The sequence below is a fragment of the Lacticaseibacillus casei DSM 20011 = JCM 1134 = ATCC 393 genome, assembly GCF_000829055.1.
Lineage (GTDB): Bacteria > Bacillota > Bacilli > Lactobacillales > Lactobacillaceae > Lacticaseibacillus > Lacticaseibacillus casei.
The window spans coordinates 1,749,533-1,775,730 of record NZ_AP012544.1 but is presented as its reverse complement, the minus strand read 5'-3'; the positions used below and the strand labels follow the sequence as shown (position 1 = coordinate 1,775,730).

Sequence of the window (26,198 nt, the reverse complement as noted above, 5' to 3'; positions counted from 1 at the left end):
GGAGAGTTAATCCACAAATAAAACAAAGACGCTAGCGACAAATCCACTTGATCGCTAGCGTCTTTTAGATGGCGTTTTAAAATACAGCCGACAACCGCTCGAACCAGCTTTGGCTCAAGACTGAGCGGCTTTCTTTTGAGCTGCAGCAGTTTTGGCTGCGAGTTCGGCATACATTTTGGTACGGGCTTCGCCTTGCAGCGGATATTGCCTGGTCAACAGATAGGCGACAAACGAGAAAATGGCCGGTAAACCAAACAACACGACGCCTAAACTCTGAAGCAGACTATCAGGTACCTGCGCCGCTTTTTCAAGGGTTTGCGCGTTGTACCCGACGAGTAAGAGTGCTGCGCCGATGCCAATTGTAGCCAGTCCGGACTGAAGTTTCTGTAAGAACATGTTGACCGCGTTGATGGTAGCTTCCATCCCTGAATTCAGCTTGAGGCGATTGTAATCCATCGTCTCCATGATGATCAGGTTAGCGGGAACAAATTGCGCGCCGGCAAGCGTCATGACAATCCCAATCAGGATGTAGAACAGCCAAGGATTGTGGATCACCTGAAACTCATTGATGGCGAACATTAAGAGTAGGAACGGTGCCATGCCTAAATAGCAAAGTTGAATCCCGCGAAGTGCCGACATATATTTCATGGCCTTTTGCGAGATGAACGTCCCACCAACCAACGTGACCAAGGTTAACAAACCAAAATACATGGACTGAATCCCTAGATTAGCCACGCCAAACGCGTATTTGATGTAGTACAGGGATGTCGCGGTGAGCAAGGCCCAGACAAAGCCGCCGACAAAGGTAAAGTACAGGTTGACCCGAAAAGGCTTGTTGATCTTCACCATCCGGCCGATATCGCGAAGCTTGGGCGGTTTGGTGCCTTCAGCAACCGGGCCTTCTTTGACCATAAAGCCGCCGATCAAGGCAATAATCAAAAATGGAATGACGATCACGTCGACTGTTAGCGGTATGTTGGGATTTTTTTTGGTTCCAAGAAAAGTAGCGATAGCCATAAAGAAGGCAAATACGACACCGACCACGTTACTGGTAATTCGGGGCCATGAAATAAGTTTGGAGCGAATTTCCTGGTCTGCCGACATCGTACTGGTCAACGGCACGATTACAATAATGGTATAGGCAAGCATAAACAGAAAGTAGACGACATAGAGATAAACTTCCTTGCCAAAATCGCTGATCCCTTGGGGAATGTGAAACAGCATCATACCCAAGATACCTGCAAAAAAGTGCCAGCCAGTACATAAGGCTTGAACTTGCCCCAGCGGGTTCGCGGGGAAATATCGATTACATAACCTGTCCACAGGTCATTCACCGCATCCCAAAGCCGACCCACAAATAATAAGGTCGTTGCAACAGCTGCTGCTTTACCGGGGATGCCTGTATAAATCCCGGAATAATCGGTAATAAACATCATTAAGACAGCCGTATAAAGATAGTACGCCGTTGTGCTAATGAGCCCCATGGTATTGATTCCAAAAAAGTACGCGGATCAAGGGGGTAGTTCTTTGGATAGTCTTTCAATGTTTGCACCCTCCAAAAAGTAATAACGGTCATGACGCGTCATACGGGATAAGCTTCGCTCAACCGATGAAGCGCTTAACCTCAAGCAGTGCCCGCATCATGCTCTCTCTTCGATTATAGGTGATGTTGTGAAAACTTGCTATTAACTCCCTTCGTTAAAATAAAATAAGTTATAACAACGTTGGAATAAGAATCTTTATAGCCAGTATTTGCACGATTGTTGAGAAATATTGAAATATAAGTTCAAAATATCCAAAAAATATTTTCGTTATCTTATTTTTAATGGAAGCGCTTAGCAAATAAAAGACGTTTAAAGGACTATATGTCAAGACAGGGGTCGCGAGCGTTGACAAGTTCAGTTTTCACAAAAAGATACATTGCGTACAATTCCAAAGAAAACGGTTTTCACAGACTGGTGTAATGTATGCAAAGTCCACTAATAATGGCCTTTAAACGGGTTATATAACGTTAGGTATTTAAATATTAGTCAATAATTATATTGATTATAAGCCATTAACACGTATAATTAAGTGTGTAAGTTGATGAACGCACAAGATTAGGAGGGACTTTTAAATGTACGCGACGAGCAATGCACCTAGTTATGTTGAAGTAATTAATCAGAATCTGGAACGGCTCCTTGTTTTTGAGACAGTTTTCTAAGAATACGTCCACACATGCAAGAACATCGAGAAGGGCAATTGCTATGCCAGCGAAAGTCTCGATCGGTTGCGTGTGTATTTCACCAAGAATGTGATTAAGTTCTGCAGTTTCGTTGACAGCGTTGATGCTGAAGCTGCACCGTGCAATTATGCAGCCTTTCATCGCGTGTTGGTCAACGGCCTGCGTGGTATTCGCAGTGGCGTGTTAGACATCCTGCAGGCGATTGGCCCAGATCAAATCGATCACGAACGCTTCGATGCAGGTTTGGTTGAACAGCAGGCTGCTCGTGCGCAGATCGATTCGGCTTTTTCCAAGATCCTTGATCCGATTTTTTAGTCCGCTTCCCGGCTTCAATGTGGCATAATTGAAGCAGAGGGGGTGAGTGCTTGGCAGTTTGGCGCATGATGTTTGCCCGCCCGCAGTTTAAACATCGCCAGATTAAACAAATGGTCGATGAACTAAGCCGAGAAGGTAATTTCGGGGGGATGCCGATTCACCATATCAGGCTGACGCGGCAAACCAAAGAACTTATTTATGTGGATCTGGATTTTGAGCTAACATCTGGTTTGACGCAACCGTTGTTTGAACAAATGGCCAAGTATATTCTCGTTTCTGTTGCGGGATTGGCTCACGCACCGCAACGGATCTATTTAATGGCAATGGCGAATCCTTTTTCCAAATTGAACATTACTTATTACATTTATCCGGATCATAGTTTGGACTTGATTTATTGGCGACCGTTGCTCAGTGTGCCATCCTAAATTGATCGGCACGGATCTATCGGAGGACCTCCTTTTTAAGGCAGGTTCTTTTTATTTACGCAGGCGCCGCATTCTAAAAGCTGACTTTTTTGACAAATCGGCAACGTCTTAGGCTTTAGACCGATTATCAAGTAGCCGCTAAGTATGCTAAGATATGGCAAGTTATTTCATTTCAACGCCTTGCCATAGACAGCAAGAGGAGGAGCGAACGTTGCTAGAGCTAAAGCACATTAAAAAATATTACCAAACCGGTGACTACACCACGAAGGCCCTCGATGATGTTTCGGTTCAGTTTCGTGAACAGGAATTCGTAGCCATTCTTGGCCCCAGCGGCTCGGGGAAAACAACACTGCTGAACGTGATTGGCGGCCTTGATCGCTACGATTCAGGCGATCTATTATTGCATGGTCGGTCCACCCAAAACTTCAAGGAATCTGATTGGGATGCTTATCGGAATAATTCTGTCGGGTTTATTTTTCATAGTTATAACCTGATCATGCACCTGAGCATTTTGGAAAACGTCGAACTCGGCTTAACGTTGAGCGGCGTTTCTGCCAAGGAGCGGCGCAAAAAGGCGGAGGCCGCGCTGGTTAAAGTTGGCCTAAAAGAGCACATGAGCAAGCAGCCTAATCAGCTTTCCGGTGGGCAGATGCAGCGGGTGGCCATTGCTCGGGCGATTGTCTCGGAACCGTCGATTTTGTTGGCGGATGAGCCGACTGGTGCCTTGGACACCGAAACCAGTCAGGAAATCATGAAGTTGATTGCTGACTTGTCGCGGGAGCGTTTGGTCATCATGGTGACGCACAATCCGCAACTGGCGCACGATTATGCCCAGCGGATTATCGAGTTCAAGGACGGTAAAATTCTGTCCGATTCGCGTCCGTATGATGCGGAGGAACAGGGCAGTCATTTTGATCTGCGCCGGACGAAAATGAGCTATTTGACGGCGCTGAAGCTGTCCTTTACGAACATTATGACCAAAAAAGGCCGCACTTTTCTAACGGCGTTTGCCTCCAGCATCGGGATCATTGGCATTGCGGTCGTCCTGGCGCTTTCATCCGGGTTTCAAAAGCAAATTGATAATACCCAAGCAGAAACATTGGCCCAGTTTCCCATCACAATTTCAACGAACGCGACCAATCTAACGGCCGGGGCACAAGATAATACCAAGACGTCGACGTTTAAGACGACCAAAACGGTGCTGGCAAAGCAAAGTGCCAGTGACAAAGCGCAGCACACGAACAAATTAAATCAAAAGTATATTGATTATGTGAATGGCATCAGTAAACGCCTGACCGACAACATTGGCTATACGTATGGCACCGGTATGAACTTACTGCGCGACGTCAACGGGAAGGTGAAGCCAGTACAATTTTCAACAGCCAAACCGACAAATAACCAATCACAACGCGGCTTTTCCAGTGTCAGTTCATCGGTTTATCCCGTCGATCGCGAAGGCGGCACCAGTTATCTGAAGAAAAATTATGAAGTCGTTGCCGGAAGTTATCCCAAGAAAGACAGCGATATCATTTTGATTGTTGATCGGGACAATTCAACGAATATTAACGCGTTGAAGAACCTTGGCTTTTCAGTTAAAAATGGTCAGAAGCTTAAGTTCAGCGATATTGTAGGGACAAAACTAAAGGCCATTGCCAATGATCACTACTATCAAAATGTTGGTGGCAGTGTTTATGTGCCGACCAAGAACTATGCGGATGCGTATCAACAAAGCGGTAATCGCGAGTTAACCGTGACAGGGGTGCTCCGGACGCGCTCGAAGACCAGTGACGGGCTTTTGAGTCAAGGATTTGCTTACTCCGATCGGTTAACCAAAGATCTTGTCGCGATGAATAAAGACTCTGCGGTTGTCAAAGCGCAACGCAATAGTGACGTGAATATTTTCACCAATCAAGAAATTGACGATGCGACCAAGGATCAGTTGATTACCAGTCTGGGCGGCTCAGAAACGCCAACGCAAATCACGATTTATCCGACGAGTTTCAAAGACAAGGACAAGATTCTTAGTTATCTAGATAAATTCAACCACGGCAAGAAAAAAGCCGATCAGGTCATCTACACGGATTTGGCCGGCACGATTTCGAGTATGACTGGCGGGATTATGTCGGCGATTACGATTGTCCTGATCGCATTTGCGGGAATCTCGCTGGTGACCTCGATGATCATGATTGCGATTCTGACGTATACCTCGGTTCTGGAACGAACCAAGGAAATCGGGGTGCTCAAGGCGTTGGGTGCACGGCGCAAGGATGTGACGCGGGTCTTTGATGCCGAAACCATCATTCTCGGGGTGAGTTCCGGGGTACTGGGCATTATCATTGCCTGGCTCCTGACCTTCCCGATCAACGTCATCTTATATAACATGACCCAGTTGCCGAACGTGGCGCAGCTGAACCCTATCCACGCGGTGATTTTGATCTTAATCAGTACGATTCTAACGGTTCTCGGCGGCCATATTCCAGCGCGCATGGCGGCCAACAAGGATGCAGCGATCGCGTTGCGTGCTGATTAATCTGTTCATCATTTACGACTTCAATGTCAAAGCAAACAAACCTACGAATAACGATGGGTGCGTTTGCTTTTTGTTTTCCAATTGGGCCTATGTCCGGAAAGCTGACATTTGCATAAGACGTAAAGTTGCATAAATTTGTTTTGGGCGGGCGTAACTATTATAATGAAGATTCATTGATTGGCATTTTGAGGGAAGTGTCATGAGAGCAGCTAGGAAGATTATTTTTCTAGCGAGAGGATGTATTTCAATTGAATAATTCAGAGGGCCGCACGTTTATGGGTCATCCCCGCGGACTATTAACGCTGTCGATGACCGAATTCTGGGAGCGGTTCAGTTACTATGGCATGCGGGCGATCCTGATCTACTACATGTACTATTCAGTGGAAAAGGGCGGCTTAGGTTTTGATCAACCGACTGCCTTGTCGATTATGTCGATTTACGGGTCATTGGTTTACTTGAGTTCCACAATTGGCGGCTTCATCAGTGACCGGTTGCTCGGCTCCCGGCGTACCGTCTTTTGGGGCGGTGTGCTGATTATGCTGGGGCACATCGTCTTGTCCATCCCGATTGGTTCGATTGGGCTTTTTGGCTCGATTGTTTTGATTGTTTTGGGCACGGGGTTGCTTAAACCCAACGTTTCCGAAATGGTCGGCAGCCTTTACCCTGAAGAGGATTTACGGCGTGATTCCGGCTTCAGCATTTTCGTTATGGGGATTAACTTCGGCTCGCTGATTGCGCCGATTTTTGTTCCGTGGATGGCTGATAAAGTCAATTTCCACGCCGGCTTTTCGTTAGCCGCCATTGGGATGTTCATCGGCTTGATCTTTTACGTGGTTGACGGCCGCAAGTATATTAATCCTACTGACAATGTCGCCCCGGATCCGTTAAAACCGGAAGATGTACGGCCATTGGTGTTGCGCGTCGTTGGGGCCGTGGTCATTGTTGGCGTCATTTTGGCAGTCATGGCTGGCTTCAAAGCGTTGACGATTGCCAACGTGATTACTCTGATCACGGTTGTTGCGATCGGCTTGCCGGTTTGGTACTTCATTTTGATGATTCGCAGCAAAAAGGTGACCAAAACCGAGCGTTCGCGGGTCATTGCCTATATCCCGCTATTTTTGGCGGCGATGATTTTCTGGGCCATCGAGGAACAGGGATCGGTTGTGTTGGCATTGTTTGCGGCACAACAAACCAAATTGGACTTTGGCTTCTTTAAAATCCTGCCGGGGAATTTTCAGACTTTGAATCCGTTGTTCATTTTGCTTTACGGCCCGTTGTTTGCCTGGCTGTGGATGAAGCTCGGCAAGCGCCAGCCAACATCTCCGAAAAAGTTTTATTTAGGGCTGATTTTTGCCGGAGCGTCTTATCTGTGGATGGTCATTCCGGTGATGTTGTTTGGCAGTAGCGCCAAAGTTTCACCTTTGTGGCTGGTGATGAGTTGGGCCATTGTTGAAATCGGCGAAATGCTGATTTCGCCAGTCGGACTATCGGTGACGACCAAGCTGGCACCGAAAGCTTATTCATCCCAGATGATGAGTATGTGGTTCTTGGCTGATGCATCGGCGCAAGCGGTCAACTCGCAAATTGTGCGCTTTTACACACCGAGTCATGAAGTGGCTTACTTCGCGATTGTCGGGTTGGTTTCAGTGGCATTTGCGATCATCTTAGCCTTTTACACGCCGCGCATCGAGAAGCTTATGCAAGGGGTCAATTAATGGCGGCTGGCCCGCTTTTGCGTTAGTCGCTAACAGGAAGTGTCCTCATGGTAAAAGTTGCAATCAGCGTTGATAATCATTTTGATGTGAATCATGTCGATGGCTTTGAAATGCTAAAATATCAGGCAGCTTATCTAGTTGAAAACGGGTATCGGATTTATGTCAATGCCGGTGATACGTACAATGATTTCACCAAAACGCTGGATTACTACCGCGCTTTGCAGCGTGAACTTGGCGATCAGGTGATCGTGCGATTTTTGGCCGGCAATCACGACATGGTCAAGGGTGCTACCTATGGTGAAATTCAGTCAGATGTTGATCCGCTTTATTTACACGAAAAGGTGTTATCGATTCCATCCACCAATGCCGTGATCATTGGCAACAATGGCTGGTATGATTATTCGCTGGGTCAGTTGGGAAAGACGAAAACGGATGCAGCCTACGCCCAATGGAAACGCGCTTTTTGGATCGATAGTGCGATTGATTCACCGCTGAGTGACGCTGAGCGAATGCAGCGGGTTTTACAGACAAGCCAAGCAGCAATTGATGCTAATCAAGGGCGGCAAATGATTTATGTAACGCATTTTGTGCCGATTCGCGGTGCCATGGTCTATGCGGTGGATCGGCCGGCGTGGCAAATGGCGACAGCGCTGATGGGCTCGGCCAAGCTTGGCGAACTGCTGACAGGCCGGGTCGATGCGGTAGCGTTTGGCCATGAACACTTTCGCGATGCGCCTAAGTTATTGGGCAAAACAGCTTATTACCATCAGCCGTTGGGGTACGGCCTGAAGCGCTTATTTGAATGGGAAAGTCATGATTGGTTGACGGAGTGGCGGAACACGCTGGTCACGTTGCATGTACCGTCATTGGCTAAATCCTGAATTCGTCAATGACATGCAAAACGGGTTATAAAAACTGCCTGAAAATGGTGTCAAGCGATTTTCGACTTTGACAGTAAATTCCACAAAACATGCGTCCGAAAACTGGACGCGAGATGATCCTAATTAGACTTGAATCGCTTGTGAATTCTTGTATGGATATCGTTCGGCGACCAACTGTTTAACCCTTGTCCTGTTAATGCCAAGAGAATCAAGGTAATCGCGATAGTTGGTGCGGCGCCACGGATGCGTAATTGCCGGGATTTTCTTGGTTCGTTTAGGAGTTGGTGCCGCAGCTGGCGTAAGATCGAATTTGGCTGACATGAACTGTTCTTTTGGCACACAGAAAAGATCGTACACCTGGTCATCATCAGTGGTCATATAAAGTCTGCCCGTGAAGCTTTTGATGACTAAGACCTTTGTATGCGGTGGTAAGTAAACCAATTCGCCATTCCGGTGTGGCAGATAGCGTTTGTTATCAAAGCGAACACAATGTCCGTGGCCGATGCTGCGTTCATTGGCAATGATCAAAATATTGTCAATTTCCTTGGGTGTTAGTTGCTTCTCAAACACCGACATGCTACTTTTGATGGTAGATGCGAAGCGGTCATTGTAACGCTTGATAAAGCCGACCAAAAACCGATTGGCATCTGCGATTGTGGTGATGTTATGCAACCGCAGTTCACTTGTGAGCCGATCTTGAAAAGTCTCCAGAAGACGTTCTATACGGCCTTTGGCTTGCGGAATACTGGTGGCCGAAAGTTCTGTTCCAAGTGTCTGGCAGGCATAACCGAAACGTGTAAGAGGGTTCTCGGTCGAAGGTGAGCCCTCTTTTTTGTTGCTGTTAAACACGGTGCGCCGATCCGTTAGGAATTCTGCTGGAGCGCCATAATCGCGGCTCTGCGTCAACTGGTGTTGAAGAATAAATTTATCATTTGAGGCGGTTCTCCATTTGGGGAGCCGTCTTTGTCATGTTATGCCGTGATTTGGTAGATTCGTTTGAAGAAGTTCAGCTGATTCTTGAAGCCAAAACAGGATCGTTTGAGTGACTTGATGAGGCGGTTAACCCCTTCGATCGGACCGTTGGAATAAGGGCTGGTGACAGCGGCGAGAACAGCGACTTTGTGTCGCTTAAGCGTCGCGATCGTCATGTCCATTGCCGTACCGTTTGGCTCGTAAGTAGCTAACAGGTTTGCCAGTTCCGCGGGATGTTTCTTCACCATCAAAGCATCATGAAGCGCTAAGTAGGTCTCGTAGGTTTGCTTGAGCTTGGGCTCAGTATCAAGTGCGATATCGATGGCCTCCTGTTGCGTGACGTCTTCATTCAAACCAAACAGGAACTGTTTGTGTTTAGCGTCAGGCGCAGTTTGATGAAAAAGCCGCCAGTTTGTCTTCATGATCTTATAAGGACGGCTGTGCTTGTCATCAAGCTGTTTGAGCGCTTGGACGCGTACCTGATCAAGGGCACGAGCCGCAAGTTGAATGATATGGAACCGATCAATGACGACTTGGGCCTTGGGGAAAACCTCATGAATAATCGTCTGATAAGCTGCATTCATGTCCATGGTGACCGTCTGGACCCTAGTGCGTTCAGCGAGTGAATAATGAGCGATGAAGAAGTTTTTAATCGTTCGGTTGAATCGGTCACCAAGCAAGGCAATCAGACGATTTGAATCGGCATCAAGACAGATAAACGACATCATGCCATGAGTGGAACGGAACTCATCAAAGCAGAGTCGCGTGGGTAGCCGGCGAGCCGGTCGGAGTTTGAGATTTTGGTCAATGATCCGTTGAACCGAGGAGGCTGAGATTCCGATAATACGGGCGATGGTTTTGACCGGCAACCGTTCATGCGCTAACTTCATGATTCGTTCTGTCATGTGAGCGGCGATCGTGTGGTTGGGTTGCACGAGTGGCGTCTTGGCACTGACTGTGTGGTAACAGTTATGACAGCGCCATCGTTGCTTGTGCAAGTCAATGACTGTCGGCATTTCAACCCCGTTGGGGACGCGCACGTGGGCCGTGTAAAACCCGTTAGGGTGCAAGGCCTCAAAGCCACACAGTGGGCACCGGGTTAACCGGTAAGTCAGCTCGGCATCAATCACATGATACTGGCGGCGACGTACCCCGTTGCCGCGATATTCATGACGAACAAAGGCTACTTTGATATTATGGTCTGGTATTCCAAGGACGGACAGTGTAGGATCGTATTGGGACATTTACTCATAACCTCGCTTGCTTTTGGTTTCGACGCTAACAAGCATAGCATGGACACTGAGTAGGTGTCTTTTTGCGTTATCCAAAAAGGGCCTATACGTTCAGTGTTGATTATTTCTCAACACCAGAAAGTGTAGACCCATAATCGCGAAGGACTTGGGCAAACACATGATAATAGCCGCTGAGTGTTTCTTGTTTGGCAAAGTAGCCGCCGACAACGTTCCCGGACTGATCATCAATGGCTGCGTGTAAGGTGGTTTTTTGAGTACCAAACCAATACTCCCAGGAAGCATCCATTTGTACCTGTTCACCAGAATAATGTTTTCGAGGACGTTCTGGATGGGCTTTGATGTTTTCAACGACTTCGATGGCTGACAAGGTGGCTTCATCACGTTTGGATAGGAGCTTGGCCTTCTTTTCTTTCTCTTTTAACTCACGCTTGACCCGACGTTTCGTGGCCTTGTGGGCTTTGGGTGAAAGGATGTGGTGGTGTCTGAATAAGAGCCGAAGTGAGGATTCGGAGATAGCGATTTGTTCGGCAGTGGTTAAGAACTCGTGGAAATGAGCGATGTTGAAACCGGCATACTTGTTGGTGTACAGATGAATGATCTGGCGTTCGAGTTGCGCGTTGCGTTTGTTGGCAGGCTCACGGCCGGCATTACCATGGATAAAGCCGTCTTTGCCTTGTTGCTTGTAAAGCTTGATCAGTCGGTAGATGGTTCGTTCGGAGCGCTTGAGCTTAACGGCTGCGCGTTGCACGGAGGTCTTACCATTGACCACTGCTTTGATGACTCGGTAACGTTCTTCTTCTTTCATTGTTAAGACAACCTTCTTCATGTGATTCCTCCTAGATGTATCTTCTAAGAGGTTACAGTTTTTGTGACACTTTGGCTAACTGCTTACTTAAGACAATATCGCTTGCGGTCGACACGGGTTATAAAAACTGCCTGAAAATGGTTGCTTTTTATAACCTATTTTTGTACACTATTTGAGTTGGCTACTTGCAAACGCATGGAGGAGTAGCGAAGAGGCTAAACGCGGCGGACTGTAAATCCGCTCCTTCGGGTTCATAGGTTCGAATCCTATCTCCTCCATTTTTTAATGGCAGTGCCTAGTTGCGCTGCCGAAACGACAAAAATCCGCTTAACGCGATCATTGCGTTAAGCGGATTTTTTATGCGATTGCGGGCACTTATACCCCGATATTTGTGGTTGAAAATACGGAAACATTTCAGCTTTTAAAAAAGAATGATGCCTGATTGAACTGACATTGATTTGCTTGCTTTTTAAGAGGCCGGCATTTTAACCGTTTTTGCGCTAATAATCTTGTTGTAAACAGCTAGAATATTGTCAAAGTCTTCAGGTGTGGGATGAGGCTGAATGGAGACAATGTGGCATTTCGGCAGGTTCAGGAGCGGCAAATTGGTGATAATCATATCAAAATGAGGGGCGGCCGCTTTTAATTTGGCAAGCGTATTGACGTGCATCAATTCGGGTTTCAAGCTTGACCGCATGTGATAGCTTAATTCCTGCAATAAAAATTGGCTGTGCTCAAAACTTGTGTTGAAAAAGAGGCCGGTTCTGACTTTTGGTGCTTTTTCTTCTAATTGAATAGTCAAGCTGTCCCAAGACGTGACCAAGATGAAAAGCAGGCGGGTGATCAGCGCCTCGTCAATTTGCTTCCAGATTTTTTCGGCGCGCAAAATGGCGATTAACGTTTCTCTGGTTTGTTTAATGAACGTCTGCTCAAATTTGTTCATGTTCATGAAGAACGCCCCATCCGGATTATACAGAATCTTAGTCGGCCCCCAAGTATATTCAATCGCGTTATACAGACGAAGCAGCACCAAATCACGATTAGCCAGTTTCAGTTTTTGCGATGCCGCCGTCACATCAAGAAAACGTGACAGTGCTTGATAGATCGAATGAATCACCGGATTATGGCGGGCTTTAACCAGGAGATCCTGGTAAGTCAGGGCGTTGCGTGAATTGAAGAAAAGGTAAAACAAATGTGAAAAGACAAACGAGGAGTAATTAATCCTATAAATTCGAGTAATCTTTTGCCGTAACTCAGGCGAAAACGTGTCATTTTCCTTCACCAAACTGGCATCTTTGAAAGTGTGGCCGCGACTATTGCGGGTGAGACAGATAAAGACGGTCGTTCGCAGTTTGTTCAAAAATGAAAACGACTGGTATCTTGGTGATTTTAAAACCGGAAAATGGGCGGAAAAGTCGGCAATGATCTCATCAATAAGCTGTAATTCATCTTGAGACAAAAAGGCGTCAATGAACCAGTATCTTTCCAGAAAATAGCAGTAATAGAAAAAATGAATTTTCTTTTCGTTGCCGACAATATCCAGAGTTTGCGTATCAATTCTAAAGCCTTCATGTTCCAACACTTGATTAATGGCCAGTACGTGCCGCTTTAAGGTTGACTCACTGATGAAGAGTTCTTCGGCTAATTGGGTCATCGATGAAAAGCGGTGTAGAAAAAGTTCTTCAAGAATCAAGAAGCGGGTCGATTGGCGATAAATAGCCGCATAAATGTAAAGCGGATTGTGTGATGCATCGTAAGTGAGTCGAATACCGAAACGTTGACTGCTTTCGATTTTGTCTGGGGCAATGTATTGATTAATATTCCCGATATCTTGTCTGATGGTCCGCGCAGGAATTTTGATTTCTTGGGCTAAACGGTCAATGGTCGTCCAGTCTTTGTTCAACAAAAAACTAATAATGTAATAGTGCTTCAGCAAACTATTCTCTAGCAGTTCCTCCATAACCCTTACCCCCTTGATGTTTGTTAATTTCTCAAATGTTGCCTAACGTTAGGCAACATTTGACCTGATACCACCCAACGATTTACTTATACTAATTTGCGTGTTGCATTAACGACATTTAAATCGTTATGAATTATAGCAACACGGAGAGATTTATTTCAACAGTAACGCATTGACAAGTGAAAGATGATAAATAATATTAATATTTTAATAATGGGCAACCATTTTAAATGCGTGCTGTTTTGGGGGTTAGCAAGAGGGGGAGCGACAATAAATTGAAAAAAGGAACATTAACATTCTTTTTGGCAACTGGCATTGTCACAATTGGCCTTTGGGATTCCACAATTGTGGTGCAGGCGGCCGTGAAGCCGCAAGTTGGCAACATCTTCATTGGTGGTATCGGTGGTGATAAAAGTACTGACTATAAAAGAGTCGTTGACAGCATCACATTTAAGTACAGCAACGATACCATCACGTATGATCAAAAGACGGACACCTTTAAGATTCCGATTCGTTTTGGGTCGGCAAACATTGCCGGTGGACTGGATCGTTATCTGAAATTTTCGTATTCCTTCAATGATGAACTGGAAGGTAAGGTTAAACGAGTGGTGATCTCGCCCGACGGTTTAGATACTGCGGTTATTAACCAGATGGATCCCACGACCCACCAGTTTACACACCAATGGGACGTTAGAACTCGAGTTGGCGGGACTGCGGATGCCGTGATTTATATGCAGGCGCACAAGATTACGCCTGATGACTGGATTGCCGTCCAAATGGAAAGCAGTCGGTTGAAAAATTTAACGCCGATTCGTCCTGCATGGAACTCAACCCGAGTTCTCGAATACAAAGATTTTGGTCCAGCACACAACGCCAAGCTGCTTGAATCGATGAAGAAAAAAGCTGTCGCCGACGTGGCCACTGACTCCAAGGCCGTTCAAGCCGAGGCTAAGAAAAAGATCGATCAAGTCAAAGTTGACGATGATTTTGCCAAGGTTTTACCACAAGTGGTGACAGGTGCGCACAAGGAACAGGCAAAAGACGATCTTGACGGCGAGGCTGCTACCGTTAATGCTAAGATTGATAGTGATCCAACATTAACTGCCAGCGAAAAGGCAAAGCAAAAAGATGCTGTGACCGCTGAAACCACAAAAGCCAAGACTGTTGTTGATCAAGCACAAGACGATACTGGCGTTCAGCAAGCAAAGGCTGCCGGGATTGCGACCATTGACGCGCAACATAAGCCAGGTACGGCATTGGATGTGCGCAGAAGTGATGCGAAAAAGGACATTGATGCCGAGGCTGCGAAAGTCACTGCCGCCATTGACCAGGATTATACTTTGACGACCGCGGAAAAAACCGCGCAAAAGCAAGCAACGGCCGATGAAGTAACGAAAGCCAAAACCGCGATTGATCAGGCAAAAACCATTGAGGCCATTAATCAGGCTAAAACGGATGGAATCAAGGCTATCGACGTTCAACATCAATCAGGCGCTGATTTTGATAAGCAAAAAGAGCAGGCTAAGCAGGTACTTGATGCTGAAGCTAAGAAAGTCACCGCTGCCTTTGATCAGGATGCCACGTTGACGGCTGCGGAAAAGCAAAGCCAAAAACAAGCAGTTGCTAAGGCAGCAGACAGTGCTAAAGCTGCCGTTGACAAAGTGCAGGATATGGATCATCTGAATCAGGCTAAAGCGGATGGGATCAAGGCAATCGACGACCAGCACCAAGCTGGCGTTGCACTTCCGGCTAGGCAAGACACCGCCAAAAAGGCAATTGATGCCGAAGCAGCCAAAATCACCACTGCGATTGACCAGGATCCGACATTAACGACAGCCGAAAAGAAGACCCAAAAACAGGCTGTCGTTGATGCGATTGCCAAAGCCAAAACAGCCATTGATCAGGCGCAAAATGCCGATGACGTGAATCAGAAACAGGCTGATGGGATCAAAGCTATTGACGGCCAGCATCAATTAGGGGTGGTGTTAAGCAAGCAAAAAGCAACCGCGAAACAGGCCATCGATGATGAGGCTGCTAAAGTGACCGGTGATATTGACCAAGATGTTACCCTGACGGCCGCAGACAAACAGGCGCAAAAACAAGCAGTTGCCGATGAAGCTGCCAAGGTCAAGGCGGCGATTGACGCGGCTCAAATGCTGACAGTGTGATTAAGACGCAAACTGATGGCATTCGAGCCGTTGATGATCAACACCAAGCCGGTACGGATTTGGCTGTTCGCAAGGCGGAAGCTCAAAAAGCCATTGATGCGCAAGCCGTCAAGATCGCAGATGAAATTGATCAAGATGTTACTCTGGCCAGCAGCGAAAAAGCTGTTCAAAAGCAGGCTGTGACTGACAAAGCAGCGGCAGCCAAAGACACAATTCTCAAAGCGCAGGATGTCGATGGCGTCAATCAAGCTGAAGCAGCTGGCATCAAAGCCGTTGATGACGTTCATCAATCCGGCACACTTTTAGACACGCGCAAAGCCGAAGCGAAAAAGGCGATTGATGCTGAAGTGACCCAAGTTCAGCAGGCGATTGACCAGGATGCCACATTAACCGCCGCGGAAAAAGCAACGCAAAAACAAGCCGCTGTCGATGAAGCAACGAAAGCTAAGGCTGCCATCGATACGGCTAATGACGCCGATGCGGTTGACCAAGCTAAGGCTGATGGGGTTAAAGCAGTCGCTGCGGCTCACCAGTCGGGCGCACTTTTGGATACCCGTAAAGCAGATGCCAAGCAGGCAATGGACACCGAAGCCGCGAAAGTGACGGCTGCGATTGATCAAGATGCCACGTTGACCAACGCTGAAAAGGCAAAGCAAAAACAGGCAGTTACCGATGAAGTCACCAAGGCCAAGGCAGTTATTGACGCGGCCAAGGACGCTGATGCGGTCGATCAGAGCCAAAATGACGGCATTCAGCACATTAACGCGCAATATCAACCAGGAATCGCTTTAGACGTCCGTAAAACCGATGCCAAGCAAGCCATTGATGCGCAAGCCGTCAAGATCGCAGATGAAATTGATCAAGATGCGACGTTAACAGCTGCCGCAAAGAAAACGCAAAAACAGGCGGCTACTGACGAAGCGGTTAAAGCCAGGGCAGCAATTGACGCCGCACAAAGCGCCGATGCGGTTGATCAGGCGAAGACAGACGGTTTGAAAAACATCGCGGATCAGCATCAACCAGGCAAGGCGCTTACCAATCGCCGCGATGATGCAAAACAAGCGATTGCTAAGGAAGTTGCTAAAACCGTGACTGCGATTGACCAAGATGTCACTTTGACAAAAGCTGAAAAAGGCAACCAGAAACAAGCCGTCACTGCAGCGGCAGATAAGGCTAAACAGGCCATTGATGGTGCGCAAAGTGCCGATGCGGTTGACCAGGCAATTGCAGACGGAAACAAAGCCATCGCCGGACAGCATCAAGCCAGTACTGCACTCGCAACGCGCAAGGATGATGCCAAGCAGGCCATTGATACCGAAGCTGCTAAAGTTGCCGGTGATATTGATCAAGACAACACTTTGACTGCCGCCGAAAAACAAGCGCAAAAACAAGGTGTTGCTGATGAGGCTGCTAAAGCCAAGGCGATCGTTGATGGCGCTCAAGACGCCGACGAGGTTGAGCAAGCCCAAGTCGATGGTATCCGCGCAGTTGATGATCAGCATCAGTCCGGTACCGATTTAGCAACCCGCCAAACCGAAGCCCAAAAGGCCATTGATGCTGAAGCTGCTTTGGAAACGGATGCGATTGATCAAGATGTGAAGTTAACCAGTGGCGAAAAAGCGATGCAAAAACAAGCTGTGGCTGATAAAGCTGCTGCGGGTAAAGCTGCGATCGCCCAGGCGCAAGATATTGATGGTGTTAACCAAGCGACATTCGATGGTGTGAAGGCTATCGATGCCGTTCACCAATCCGGCACCCTTTTGGACACCCGAAAGGACGCCGCTAAACAAGCCATTGATGCTGAAGCTGGCAAGGTTGAGCAGGCCATTGACCAGGATGTCACCTTGACGACTGACCAAAAGGCGACACAAAAACAAGCAGTTGTGGATGAAGCAGCCAAGGCGAAAAACAATATCGACAGCGCCTTAAATGCGGATGCGGTTGATCAGGCAGAAGTCGACGGAATCAAGGCCATTGATGACCAGCACCACGCCGGTACCGATTTGGCCACACGCAAAACCGCCGCCGAAAAAGCGATTGACGCCGAAGCAATTAAAGTTATCAACGCGATTGAACGCGATGTGACTCTTACTAGCACTAAAAAGGCGATGCAAAAACGCGCTGTTAAAGACAAGGAGGCAAAAGAGAAGAAGGCGATTGGCGCCGCAACCGATGCCGACAAGGTCAATAATGCCAAAACCCACGGCATTAAGCACATTGATGAACAACATCAAGCTGACGCGACGCTAAAGGCACACAAGCAAGTTGCCGAAAAGGCGATTGATGCGGAAGCTGCAAAGGTCATCCAAACCATCGATCAGGATGTGACGTTAACTGGCGCGGAAAAAGCTTCACAAAAACAGTCCGTTGCTGAAGAGGTCATTACGGCCAAGAAGAAGATTCAGCAAGCCAAGGATGTTGATCAGATCAATCAAGCGATTGCTCAAAGTATTAAAGCAATTGATGACCAGCACCGCTCCGGAAAGGATTTAACGACCCGCAAAGAAGCACACAAAACCGCAATTGATTCAGAAGCTGCCAAGGTGACGGCAAGCATTGATCAAGATGCAACGCTGACTGGTACCCAAAAAACTGCTCAGAAACAGGCAGTGGCAGCCGAAGCAGCCAAGGCCAAGAAAACCATCGACGCCGCAACAGACGCCGATGCGGCCGATCAAGCCAAAACAGCCGGGATTCAAGCAATCGATGGTCAACATCAACCAGGAACAGCGGTTGCAACGCGCAAAGATGAAGCGAAAAAGACGATTGATGACCATGTTGCACAAATCATTGGCAGCATTAATCGTGATGTGACGCTCACCGCTGCCGAAAAAGCTAAGCAAAAACAGGCGGCGACTGATGCGGCTGCTAAAGTTAAAGTTGTGATTGATCAAGCGCAAGATGCCGATGGTGTCGATCAAGCGGTAAACCAGAACCTCAAGACGATCGATGCGACTCATCAAGCTGGCAACGCGTTGGCAACCCGCAAAGATGACGCTAAAGCCGCCGTCGATGCTGAAGCTGTCAAAGTGACGCAAGCAATTGATCAGGACGTGACATTAACTATTGCTGAAAAAACGGCGCAGCGGCAAGCAGTTGCGAATGAAACAACCAAAGCTAAAGCTGCCATTGACGCGGCGCAGGATGCCGACAGCGTCGATCAGACGAAGGATGCCGGTATTCAGACAATTGGTGCGCAACATGTATCCGGTCAGGCAATGGATCGTAGCAAAGCGGACAACAAAAAGGCGATCGATGCCGAAGCCGTGAAAGTTCAGCATGAAATTGATCAAGATGCAACGTTGACTGCAGCTGCCAAAAAGCAACAGAAGGCAGCGGTCGTTGCTGAAGCGGTCAAAGCTAAACAGGCGATTGACGATGCCCTAAACATCGAAGCTGTTACAAACGCCAAAACTGAAGGTATCAAGACCATTGATGCGCAACACCAGTCAGGCGCAACGATCACGGTTCGCAAGGCTGAGGCAAAACAAGCAATTGATGCAGAAGCCACGAACGTTATTGCAGCTATTGATCGGGATGAGACCTTAAACGATGCGCAAAAAATCACTCAGAAACAAGCTGTGACAGAGCAAGCAGTCAAGGCCAAGCAAGGGATTGATGCAGCTGGGCATGCCGATGCTGTGGATCAAGCTAAAACTGACGGGATTAAGGCGATTGATACACAACATCAATCAGGCGCGGCAGTCGCAACTCGCAAGGCCGATGCTAAACAGGCCATTGATGCGAAGGCGGCGGACGTCACCGCAGCCATTGAGCAGGATGCCACATTGACGGATGCACAAAAGACTGCCCAGAAACAAGCAGTCGCAGTGCAGGCAGAGAATGCCAAGCAGGCGATCGATGCTGCCGGGGATGCCGATGGCGTTGATCAAGGTAAGGCAGATGGGATTAAAGCGATTGATGCTCAACATCAGTCAGCCATAGCCATTGCAACTCGCCAAACCGAAGCCAAGCAATTGACGCCGAAGCCGCTAAAGTGATGGCTCAGATTGATAGCGATAACTTGTTGAGCGATGCCCAAAAAGCCGCGCAAAAACAGGCCGTCACAACGCAAGCAACGAAAGCCAAACAGGCAATCGATGCAGCTGGCAGTGCAGATCTCATTGAGCAGGCGAAAGACAATGGTATTAAAGCCATTGACGCACAATATCAAGCCGGTAAAGCTGCACCTACCGTTAAAGCCAAATCCAAGGCTAAACCTGCCACCAATCATAATCATTTCCCTAAAACTGGTGAGCAGCAGTCGCTGTTGATGGTGATCTTAGGTGGCTTGTTAAGCTTAGGATCCAGTTTGTTCTTTACCCGGAAGAAGCGTTCGCGCTAAACATCTAATCTAACTTAGCAGGTGTCGTGTGATGTCTAACGATTACCATTTTTTATCACTCGCAGCCGAGATGCTAACACATCTCGGCTGTTTTTTTGATTTCACCGGTCCAGTAGTTTGACACGGTATAGCCCAACCGCTACGCTTAAAGCAAGACAATGAAGGGTGTGATTGCATGGCAATAAAAGCAACGGATCTTTTCAAATTGGTATCGTTATCGTATCCAATTGCGACAAATCAGGGCTATTTTTTTCAGGAAAACCGGATTTCGGAGGCAGACAATACCTATTACCAGCGGCTTTGTTTCGTGAATTCGCGTGGCCAGATGACCGTTTATGGGACTGACCAAAAACACGACCGGCATCCTAAACTAAGCCCGGATCAGCAATGGTTGGCGTTCCTGAGCCAAGCTGCAGACAAAACAACGCAGGTCTTCCTGCAAGCAGTTGATGGCGGCGTGGCCCGCCAGTTGACGGCTGAAAAAGAGGACGTGACGGATTTCGCTTGGCGACCTGATAGCAAGGCTGTTTTTCTTCAAACAACGATTGGCGCCAAAAAGAAGGTATCACAGGAAGATGCCAAAAAACCGCAGCCGGTGACGGTCACGCGCGCGCAGTACAAGCTCAATGGTGTCGGCTTGTTGCCAGAAAACGTGACTTACGAATTGCGGGTACAGCAACGACGCCAAAAAACTAGCCATATCGTGATGCAGCGCCAGCATGACTTCCAAATTGGTGCAGTCGCGCCGGACGGCAAAAAAATTGTGTTTGCGGCGGAACGTTTGCCTGATGATCCCAACGACTTTAGCCAAGCTGCTTATTTGCTCGATTTAACCAGTAAGCAGGTCACGATGGTGAATGACCATTTGCCGCAAGCGGCGTTAACCCCAGTAGCCTTTTCAGCGGATTCGCAACAATTGCTGCTGCATGGTTCTGACAATCATTTACCTAATGTGTCGCAAGGCCACTTATGGCATTACGATTTAGAGAGCCAGAAACTGCAGGACGTTGCTGATGACGTTGATTTTGACATTCCAGGTTATGTCAATGGTGACTTTCAGCAGGACTTATCAGGCAAAGTGGCCGATTTTGTCACAGCCGATTATTATCTGACGATTGGTTTTGACCACGGGAAGACCAGCCTATACGCTGGTGGACCGGATGAGCGCTTGACACCGTTGATTGACGGTCGGCGTCACGTGACGGACTTTGCCTTGACACCTGATCACCGCGGCGTCGTGTTCACTGAAAGCACGATGACCATTCCGAGTCGATTAGTGTACTTTGATCTGGCCTCCGAAGAGGAAACGGTTTTATATGACCCAAATCGGCGGGTTACGCGCACGCTTGGGTTGGTTACGCCACAGACTTTTAATTTCAATCGTGCTGGGTTTGAAATTGAAGGCTGGTACTTCCCGCCGCAAAAAGCAGCCGCATCGCATCCGGCCATTTTATATGTGCATGGCGGCCCAGCAGTTGGTTATGGGTATACCTTCTTTCATGAAATGCAATATCTGGCTGCCAAGGGATATGGCGTCATCTGTCCCAACCCGCGGGGCGGATTAGGTTATGGTGAAGCGTTCACGGCAGCGGTTATTAAACATTACGGCCAGGATGACTATCAAGATTGCCTAGCTGCGGTTGATGAGGCCTTGAAATTGGATACGACCATTGATCCTGAGCGCTTATTTGTTGCCGGCGGTTCTTATGGCGGCTTCATGACTAACTGGATCGTGACCCACACACATCGCTTTAAAGCGGCCGTTACCCAGCGCTCGATTGCCAACTGGTTAAGTATGTATGGCACCAGCGACATCGGGTATTACTTCACGCCTTGGGAGCTGGAAGGCAAGTGGAGCGGCGATTTGTCAGACGTGCAAGGTCTTTGGGACTTCTCCCCCTTGGCACATATCGATTTTGCCAAAACACCGACGCTGGTGATGCATAGCGAAGACGATCAACGGTGTCCGATCGGCCAGGGGGAAGAATTTTATATCGGTCTGAAACTGCATGGGGTTGAAACCAAATTCATGCGGTTCCCGAAATCAAATCATGACTTGTCTCGCAGTGGCTTACCCAACTTGCGGATCGCACGTCTAACCGCGATTACGGACTGGTTTGATGCCCACCAATCAAAACAAGAAGTTAAAGGAGAATAAGGATGACAATTGGATTTATCGGTGCCGGCAATATGGCGCAAGCGATCATTAACGGATTGTTAGCCAAAAAGGCCATCAATCCAGCGGACATCGTCGTTCACGGTGGTCACCCGCTGCATTATGAACCCTATGCAGCCAAAGTCGGCGTGAAAGCTTTAGACAGCAATCAGGCGGTTGCCGAAGCGGCCGATGTTGTTTTTCTGGCTGTTGCGCCGAAACTGGGTGCACCGATTTTAAGTGACATTGGAGAAACTTTGAAGAAACGCCACGTACCCGTGATTTCAATGTTAACTGGCGTTTCGTTGATGGCTTTAGAAGAAGCAGTGAACGATCATGATCAACCGATTTTACGGATCATGCCGAACGTGAATGTTGCGATTAATGCCGGCATGATTGCTTACGCCGCTAATGATGCGGTGGCCGGCCAACTGGATGGCCTTTTGGATTTACTGAACGTTCTAGGCAAAACCATGTCGTTACCGGAAGACCAATTTTCAACGTTTGTGGCACTGGCAGGTTCCTCTCCGGCGTTTGTGTATTTGTTCATCGACAGTCTTGCCCGCGCCGGCGTCAAGTACGGCCTGGAAAAAAGTGAAGCAACCGCCATTGCTGCCCAAGCCGTCATGGGCAGTGCTAAAAATGTTCTGGCAAGTACCCAATCACCGTTTGACTTGATCGATCAGGTATCCAGCCCGGGCGGTACCACTGTTGCCGGATTGTTGGCCATGGAAGAAGCAGGGCTGATGTCCGCTGTCGTCAAAGGCGTCGATGCGACGATTGCCAAAGATCGGCAGGGCTAAAAAATAATTAAACTTCCTGTAAATACGAGGTAGGCCACCTTGCAACTCTGGTCTATACCGGTTATACTGATTAGTGATAGTCAGGACAATAAATGATTAGGAGTGGTATTGTGACGGTTACGGTATTGAAACACGCAACAATTTATACAGGATTGGAACGCATTGAAGATGGGTATATCCGCTTTGACGACAAGATTCTGGCGGTTGGCGATATGTTTGATTACAAGGCTCAGGCTGGTGAACAGGTCGTTGACGTCCAAGGTAAAACATTGATACCGGGATTCATTGATGTCCATGCTCACGGCGGTTATGGCTTTGATGCTATGGATGGTGATGCCGATCAGATTGATGAAATGGCCACCAAAATGATGACGCACGAAGGGGTTACCACCCTTTTTGCCACCACGATGACACAATCAACCGAAAATATTGATAAGGCCATGCGCGGTGTGAAACAGGCAGCCGAACGCAATCGCATTATCCAGGGTGTCCACCTCGAAGGTCCCTTTATCAGCAAGGTCTTCAAAGGTGCCCAACCAGAAGAATATATCAAGAATCCTAATATCGATTTAGTTAAGCAATGGCAGGAATTATCCGGCGGTCTGGTTAAGCTGATCACTTACGCACCGGAAGATGAAGGTTCCCGCGAATTTGAAGATTATCTTTTAGCACACAACATTGTGCCATCAGTCGGCCACAGTAATGCAACGCGCGAACAGATGCTGCAAAGCAAAGCGACCCATGTGACTCATCTATACAATGCACAGCGTGGGTTACGTAACCGTGAGCCAGGCGTTACCGGCCACGCAATGCTTGAAGACAATATGTACTGCGAATTGATCTGCGACGGCTTCCATATTGTGCCTGACATGTTACGCTTGGCCTTTGATCAAAAAGGTCCGGAACGAATTGAATTGGTCACCGATTCAATGCGCAGCAAAGGGATGCCGGAAGGAAAAAGTGAATTAGGCGGCCAGACGGTGTATGTTAAAGATAAACAGGCGCGGTTAGCCGATGGTACGCTTGCCGGTTCCGTTTTAATGTACAAGGATGCCTTTAAAAATGCGATGAGCTTCATGGATGCTTCCCTGTTTGATGCGGTTGAAATGTCGTCAGTCAATCAAGCCCGTGAATTTAATCTGACGTCCAAAGGAACCCTTGAAGTAGGTAAGGACGCCGATATTAACATGTTGGATCGCAACCATGATCTCATTGCCACTTATAGTTATGGCGTCAAACATGACACTGAAGACTGAACCACGTATTGGAGATGATGATTGATGGAGGTACCGGTTTATATTCAAATTCATAACGCGATTCGGGCTGATATCGAAGCCGGAAAATGGCAGGTCGGCGATCGTATTCCTTCCGAACGCGATCTCGCGGTAACCTTTAATGTTTCCCGAATGACGTTGCGGCAGGCCATTCAAACTTTAGTCGACGAAGGTATTTTAGAACGGCGCGTGGGTTCCGGAACGTATGTCGCGAATCAAAAAGTTCAAGAAAAAATGTCCGGCGTAACTAGCTTCACGGATTTGATGCAGGCCCAAGGTAAGGTGCCGTCCAGCAAAACAGTATCTTATCACGTGGCCCAGCCAACCAGTTCGGAAGTTGAAAAGTTGAAGCTGGCTCCAGGCGAGCAAGTGCTGCGGATGGAACGAATCCGATATGCCGACAAGGTGCCGATCAGTTTTGAAACAGCTGCTGTTCCGCATGATTTAGTCAAGAACTTCACCAAAAAAGAAATGACGGCTAGTTTCTATCACACCTTGGAGAAAAAAGGCGGCTACGTTCTTGGCGGCGCACAACAAACCGTCAGCGCAATGTTAGCCAGCGAGCGGATTTCCGAATACTTGGCGATCAAGCGCGGCGATGCAATTCTGCGGCTGCGGCAGGTTTCGTTCTTAAACGACGGCACACCGTTTGAATATGTCCGCACGCAGTATGTTGGCGAGCGATTTGAGTTTTATCTAGAGCGGTTATAAATCAGTATTAGCACGACCAAAAGGCCAGAAAACAGAACTTATTGTTTTCTGGCCTTTTGCGATAATGAGAAAAATGGCCCAGCACGCTTCCTGCAAAGCGGTCCGCAGTGGTATATAATCATTACCTATATGATTGAATTAAATGCTCAAAAGTTAACGTACGTTGTTTTTTGTATGTTGCTGGAAGGGGAAAGATGATGGCTACGCAATTGGGTGAAGGACTGACACTCCACACCGATTTTTATGAATTGAATATGATGAACACATTTTTTGAACGAGGTATCAGTGAACGTCACGCCGTATTTGAGGTTTTCTTTCGGGATTTACCATTTGGTTCGGGGTTTGCCGTATTTGCCGGGTTGGAGCATGTGATTGATTACCTGAATCACCTCAGCTTTTCCGAAGACGACTTGGCTTATCTTAAGGCGCAGACAAATTATTCGGATGCGTTTATCGATTACTTGCGAAAGTTTAAATTTAGCTGCACAGTGCGATCAGCTTTAGAAGGCGATCTGGTTTTCAATAATGAACCGATTTGGCAAATCGAAGGGCCACTGGCGCAGGCGCAGTTGGTTGAAACCGCTGTTTTGAACATGATCAATTATCAAACGCTTGTTGCCACCAAAGCGGCGCGGATTCGCAGTGTTGCCGGCGCCGACCCCTTGATGGAATTCGGCACACGCCGGGCACAGGAAACCGCGGCGGCATTGTGGGGCACTCGGGCGGCTTACATTGGCGGTTTTAACGCGACGAGTAATGTTTTGGCCGGTAAAGAATTCGGTATTCCGATTAGCGGTACTCACGCGCATTCGCTGGTTCAAGCCTATGGCAATGACTACGATGCCTTTAAAGCCTATGCGCAGAGCAACAAGGATGTGGTTTTCTTAGTTGATACTTATGACACCTTGCGTTCCGGTGTTCCCGCGGCAATTAAAGTGGCTAATGAGTTTAAAGGCCGGATCAATTTCCTTGGCGTTCGGATTGACAGTGGCGATATGGCGTTTATTTCCAAGCGTGTGCGTCAGCAATTAGACGATGCCGGGTATACTTCAGCAAAAATTTATGCATCGAATGATCTCGATGAAAACACGATTCAAAACCTGAAAATGCAAGGTGCCAAAATTGACATCTGGGGTGTTGGTACCCGACTGATCACCGCGTACGACCAGCCAGCGTTGGGGGCTGTGTTCAAGCTTGTCTCGATTGAAGATGCCAGCGGTAAGATGCATGACACGATTAAGTTATCCAATAATGCCGAAAAGGTGTCGACGCCAGGCAAGAAACAGGTTTGGCGGATTACGCGTCGGGATGACGGTAAATCGGAAGGCGATTACGTGGCCTTGGCGGATGAGCAGATTGACACTGACCGTAGCCTCTACATGTTCCATCCCAATTTTCCGTATATCAATAAAACGGTTAAAAACTTTGAAGCTAAGCCACTGTTGCAGCTAATTTACGATCAGGGCAAACAGGTTTATCAAACCCCGCCACTTGCCGAGGTCCAGGCGTATGCTACCCGCAGTACCAATGCTTTGTGGGATGAATATCGGCGCATTTTGAATCCGCAAGACTATCCGGTCGACTTATCGCAGCGGGTGTGGGATAACAAGATGGACTTAATTAAAAAAGTGAAATCGGCGGTTGCTGACCGCGAGGAATAAT

Annotated in this window: 14 protein-coding genes, 1 tRNA gene and 4 pseudogenes; 14 read left to right on the top strand and 5 right to left on the bottom strand. The window is 47.8% G+C overall.

The window, feature by feature from the left end; genetic code table 11:
- Positions 1 to 114: 114 nt before the first annotated feature.
- Positions 115 to 1,543, bottom strand: a pseudogene (locus tag LBCZ_RS08730) (MFS transporter).
- A gap of 573 nt (positions 1,544 to 2,116) precedes the next feature.
- Between LBCZ_RS08730 and LBCZ_RS08725 the strand changes: the two are divergent.
- The 5 genes and pseudogenes from LBCZ_RS08725 to LBCZ_RS08705 all read left to right on the top strand — a co-directional run bounded on the left by LBCZ_RS08725 (position 2,117) and on the right by LBCZ_RS08705 (position 8,090).
- Positions 2,117 to 2,539: pseudogene (locus tag LBCZ_RS08725) on the top strand (hypothetical protein).
- Positions 2,540 to 2,589: 50 nt separating this feature from the next.
- Positions 2,590 to 2,964, top strand: coding sequence for a hypothetical protein (locus LBCZ_RS08720; protein WP_010487585.1), 375 nt, complete (start codon positions 2,590 to 2,592; stop codon positions 2,962 to 2,964).
- 211 nt (positions 2,965 to 3,175) lie between these two features.
- Positions 3,176 to 5,494 (top strand): ABC transporter ATP-binding protein/permease, encoded by a 2,319-nt coding sequence (locus tag LBCZ_RS08715; protein WP_039639179.1) that lies wholly within the window; start codon positions 3,176 to 3,178, stop codon positions 5,492 to 5,494.
- A 248-nt stretch (positions 5,495 to 5,742) separates the two neighbouring features.
- Positions 5,743 to 7,209, top strand: a complete 1,467-nt coding sequence (locus LBCZ_RS08710) for a peptide MFS transporter (protein WP_025013602.1) — start codon at positions 5,743 to 5,745, stop codon at positions 7,207 to 7,209.
- A 47-nt stretch (positions 7,210 to 7,256) separates the two neighbouring features.
- On the top strand, positions 7,257 to 8,090 hold the full coding sequence (locus LBCZ_RS08705) for a metallophosphoesterase (protein WP_025013601.1): 834 nt from the start codon (positions 7,257 to 7,259) through the stop codon (positions 8,088 to 8,090).
- A gap of 123 nt (positions 8,091 to 8,213) precedes the next feature.
- Here LBCZ_RS08705 and LBCZ_RS08700 read toward each other — a convergent pair.
- The 3 genes and pseudogenes from LBCZ_RS08700 to LBCZ_RS08690 form a co-directional block, all read right to left on the bottom strand.
- Positions 8,214 to 8,984 (bottom strand): annotated as a pseudogene (locus LBCZ_RS08700) (transposase family protein); the annotation flags it as partial.
- A gap of 77 nt (positions 8,985 to 9,061) precedes the next feature.
- Positions 9,062 to 10,306: an ISL3 family transposase gene (locus LBCZ_RS08695; RefSeq protein WP_041084734.1), complete on the bottom strand. Its 1,245-nt coding sequence runs from the start codon at positions 10,304 to 10,306 to the stop codon at positions 9,062 to 9,064.
- Between the two features lie 133 nt (positions 10,307 to 10,439).
- Positions 10,440 to 11,141, bottom strand: a pseudogene (locus LBCZ_RS08690) (helix-turn-helix domain-containing protein); the annotation flags it as partial.
- A 176-nt stretch (positions 11,142 to 11,317) separates the two neighbouring features.
- Between LBCZ_RS08690 and LBCZ_RS08685 the strand changes: the two are divergent.
- Positions 11,318 to 11,398, top strand: a tRNA-Tyr gene (locus LBCZ_RS08685).
- A 191-nt stretch (positions 11,399 to 11,589) separates the two neighbouring features.
- Here LBCZ_RS08685 and LBCZ_RS08680 read toward each other — a convergent pair.
- A complete protein-coding gene (locus LBCZ_RS08680; protein WP_025012653.1) occupies positions 11,590 to 13,080 on the bottom strand; it encodes an AcpB/EbpR/MafR family transcriptional regulator in 1,491 nt (496 codons plus the stop codon).
- 275 nt (positions 13,081 to 13,355) lie between these two features.
- Between LBCZ_RS08680 and LBCZ_RS16730 the strand changes: the two genes are divergently transcribed.
- The 8 genes from LBCZ_RS16730 (at position 13,356) to LBCZ_RS08650 (ending at position 26,197) form a co-directional block, all read left to right on the top strand.
- A complete protein-coding gene (locus tag LBCZ_RS16730; protein WP_411155764.1) occupies positions 13,356 to 15,248 on the top strand; it encodes a DUF1542 domain-containing protein in 1,893 nt (630 codons plus the stop codon).
- Positions 15,245 to 19,249: a DUF1542 domain-containing protein gene (locus LBCZ_RS16725; RefSeq protein WP_411155763.1), complete on the top strand. Its 4,005-nt coding sequence runs from the start codon at positions 15,245 to 15,247 to the stop codon at positions 19,247 to 19,249. The genes LBCZ_RS16730 and LBCZ_RS16725 overlap by 4 nt, the downstream gene beginning before the upstream one ends.
- A complete protein-coding gene (locus tag LBCZ_RS16720) occupies positions 19,249 to 19,593 on the top strand; it encodes an LPXTG cell wall anchor domain-containing protein (RefSeq protein ID WP_411155762.1) in 345 nt (114 codons plus the stop codon). Before LBCZ_RS16725 ends, LBCZ_RS16720 begins: the two co-directional genes overlap by 1 nt.
- Positions 19,594 to 19,768: 175 nt before the next feature.
- Positions 19,769 to 21,751 (top strand): S9 family peptidase, encoded by a 1,983-nt coding sequence (locus tag LBCZ_RS08670; RefSeq protein ID WP_039639174.1) that lies wholly within the window; start codon positions 19,769 to 19,771, stop codon positions 21,749 to 21,751.
- Between the two features lie 2 nt (positions 21,752 to 21,753).
- Complete coding sequence (gene proC / locus LBCZ_RS08665) at positions 21,754 to 22,551, top strand: pyrroline-5-carboxylate reductase (RefSeq protein WP_025012654.1); 798 nt, start codon at positions 21,754 to 21,756, stop codon at positions 22,549 to 22,551.
- Positions 22,552 to 22,661: 110 nt separating this feature from the next.
- A complete protein-coding gene (nagA, locus tag LBCZ_RS08660) occupies positions 22,662 to 23,807 on the top strand; it encodes an N-acetylglucosamine-6-phosphate deacetylase (protein WP_025012655.1) in 1,146 nt (381 codons plus the stop codon).
- A 24-nt stretch (positions 23,808 to 23,831) separates the two neighbouring features.
- Complete coding sequence (locus LBCZ_RS08655; RefSeq protein WP_025012656.1) at positions 23,832 to 24,536, top strand: GntR family transcriptional regulator; 705 nt, start codon at positions 23,832 to 23,834, stop codon at positions 24,534 to 24,536.
- A gap of 197 nt (positions 24,537 to 24,733) precedes the next feature.
- Positions 24,734 to 26,197 (top strand): nicotinate phosphoribosyltransferase, encoded by a 1,464-nt coding sequence (locus LBCZ_RS08650; RefSeq protein WP_025012657.1) that lies wholly within the window; start codon positions 24,734 to 24,736, stop codon positions 26,195 to 26,197.
- Position 26,198 lies beyond the last annotated feature (1 nt).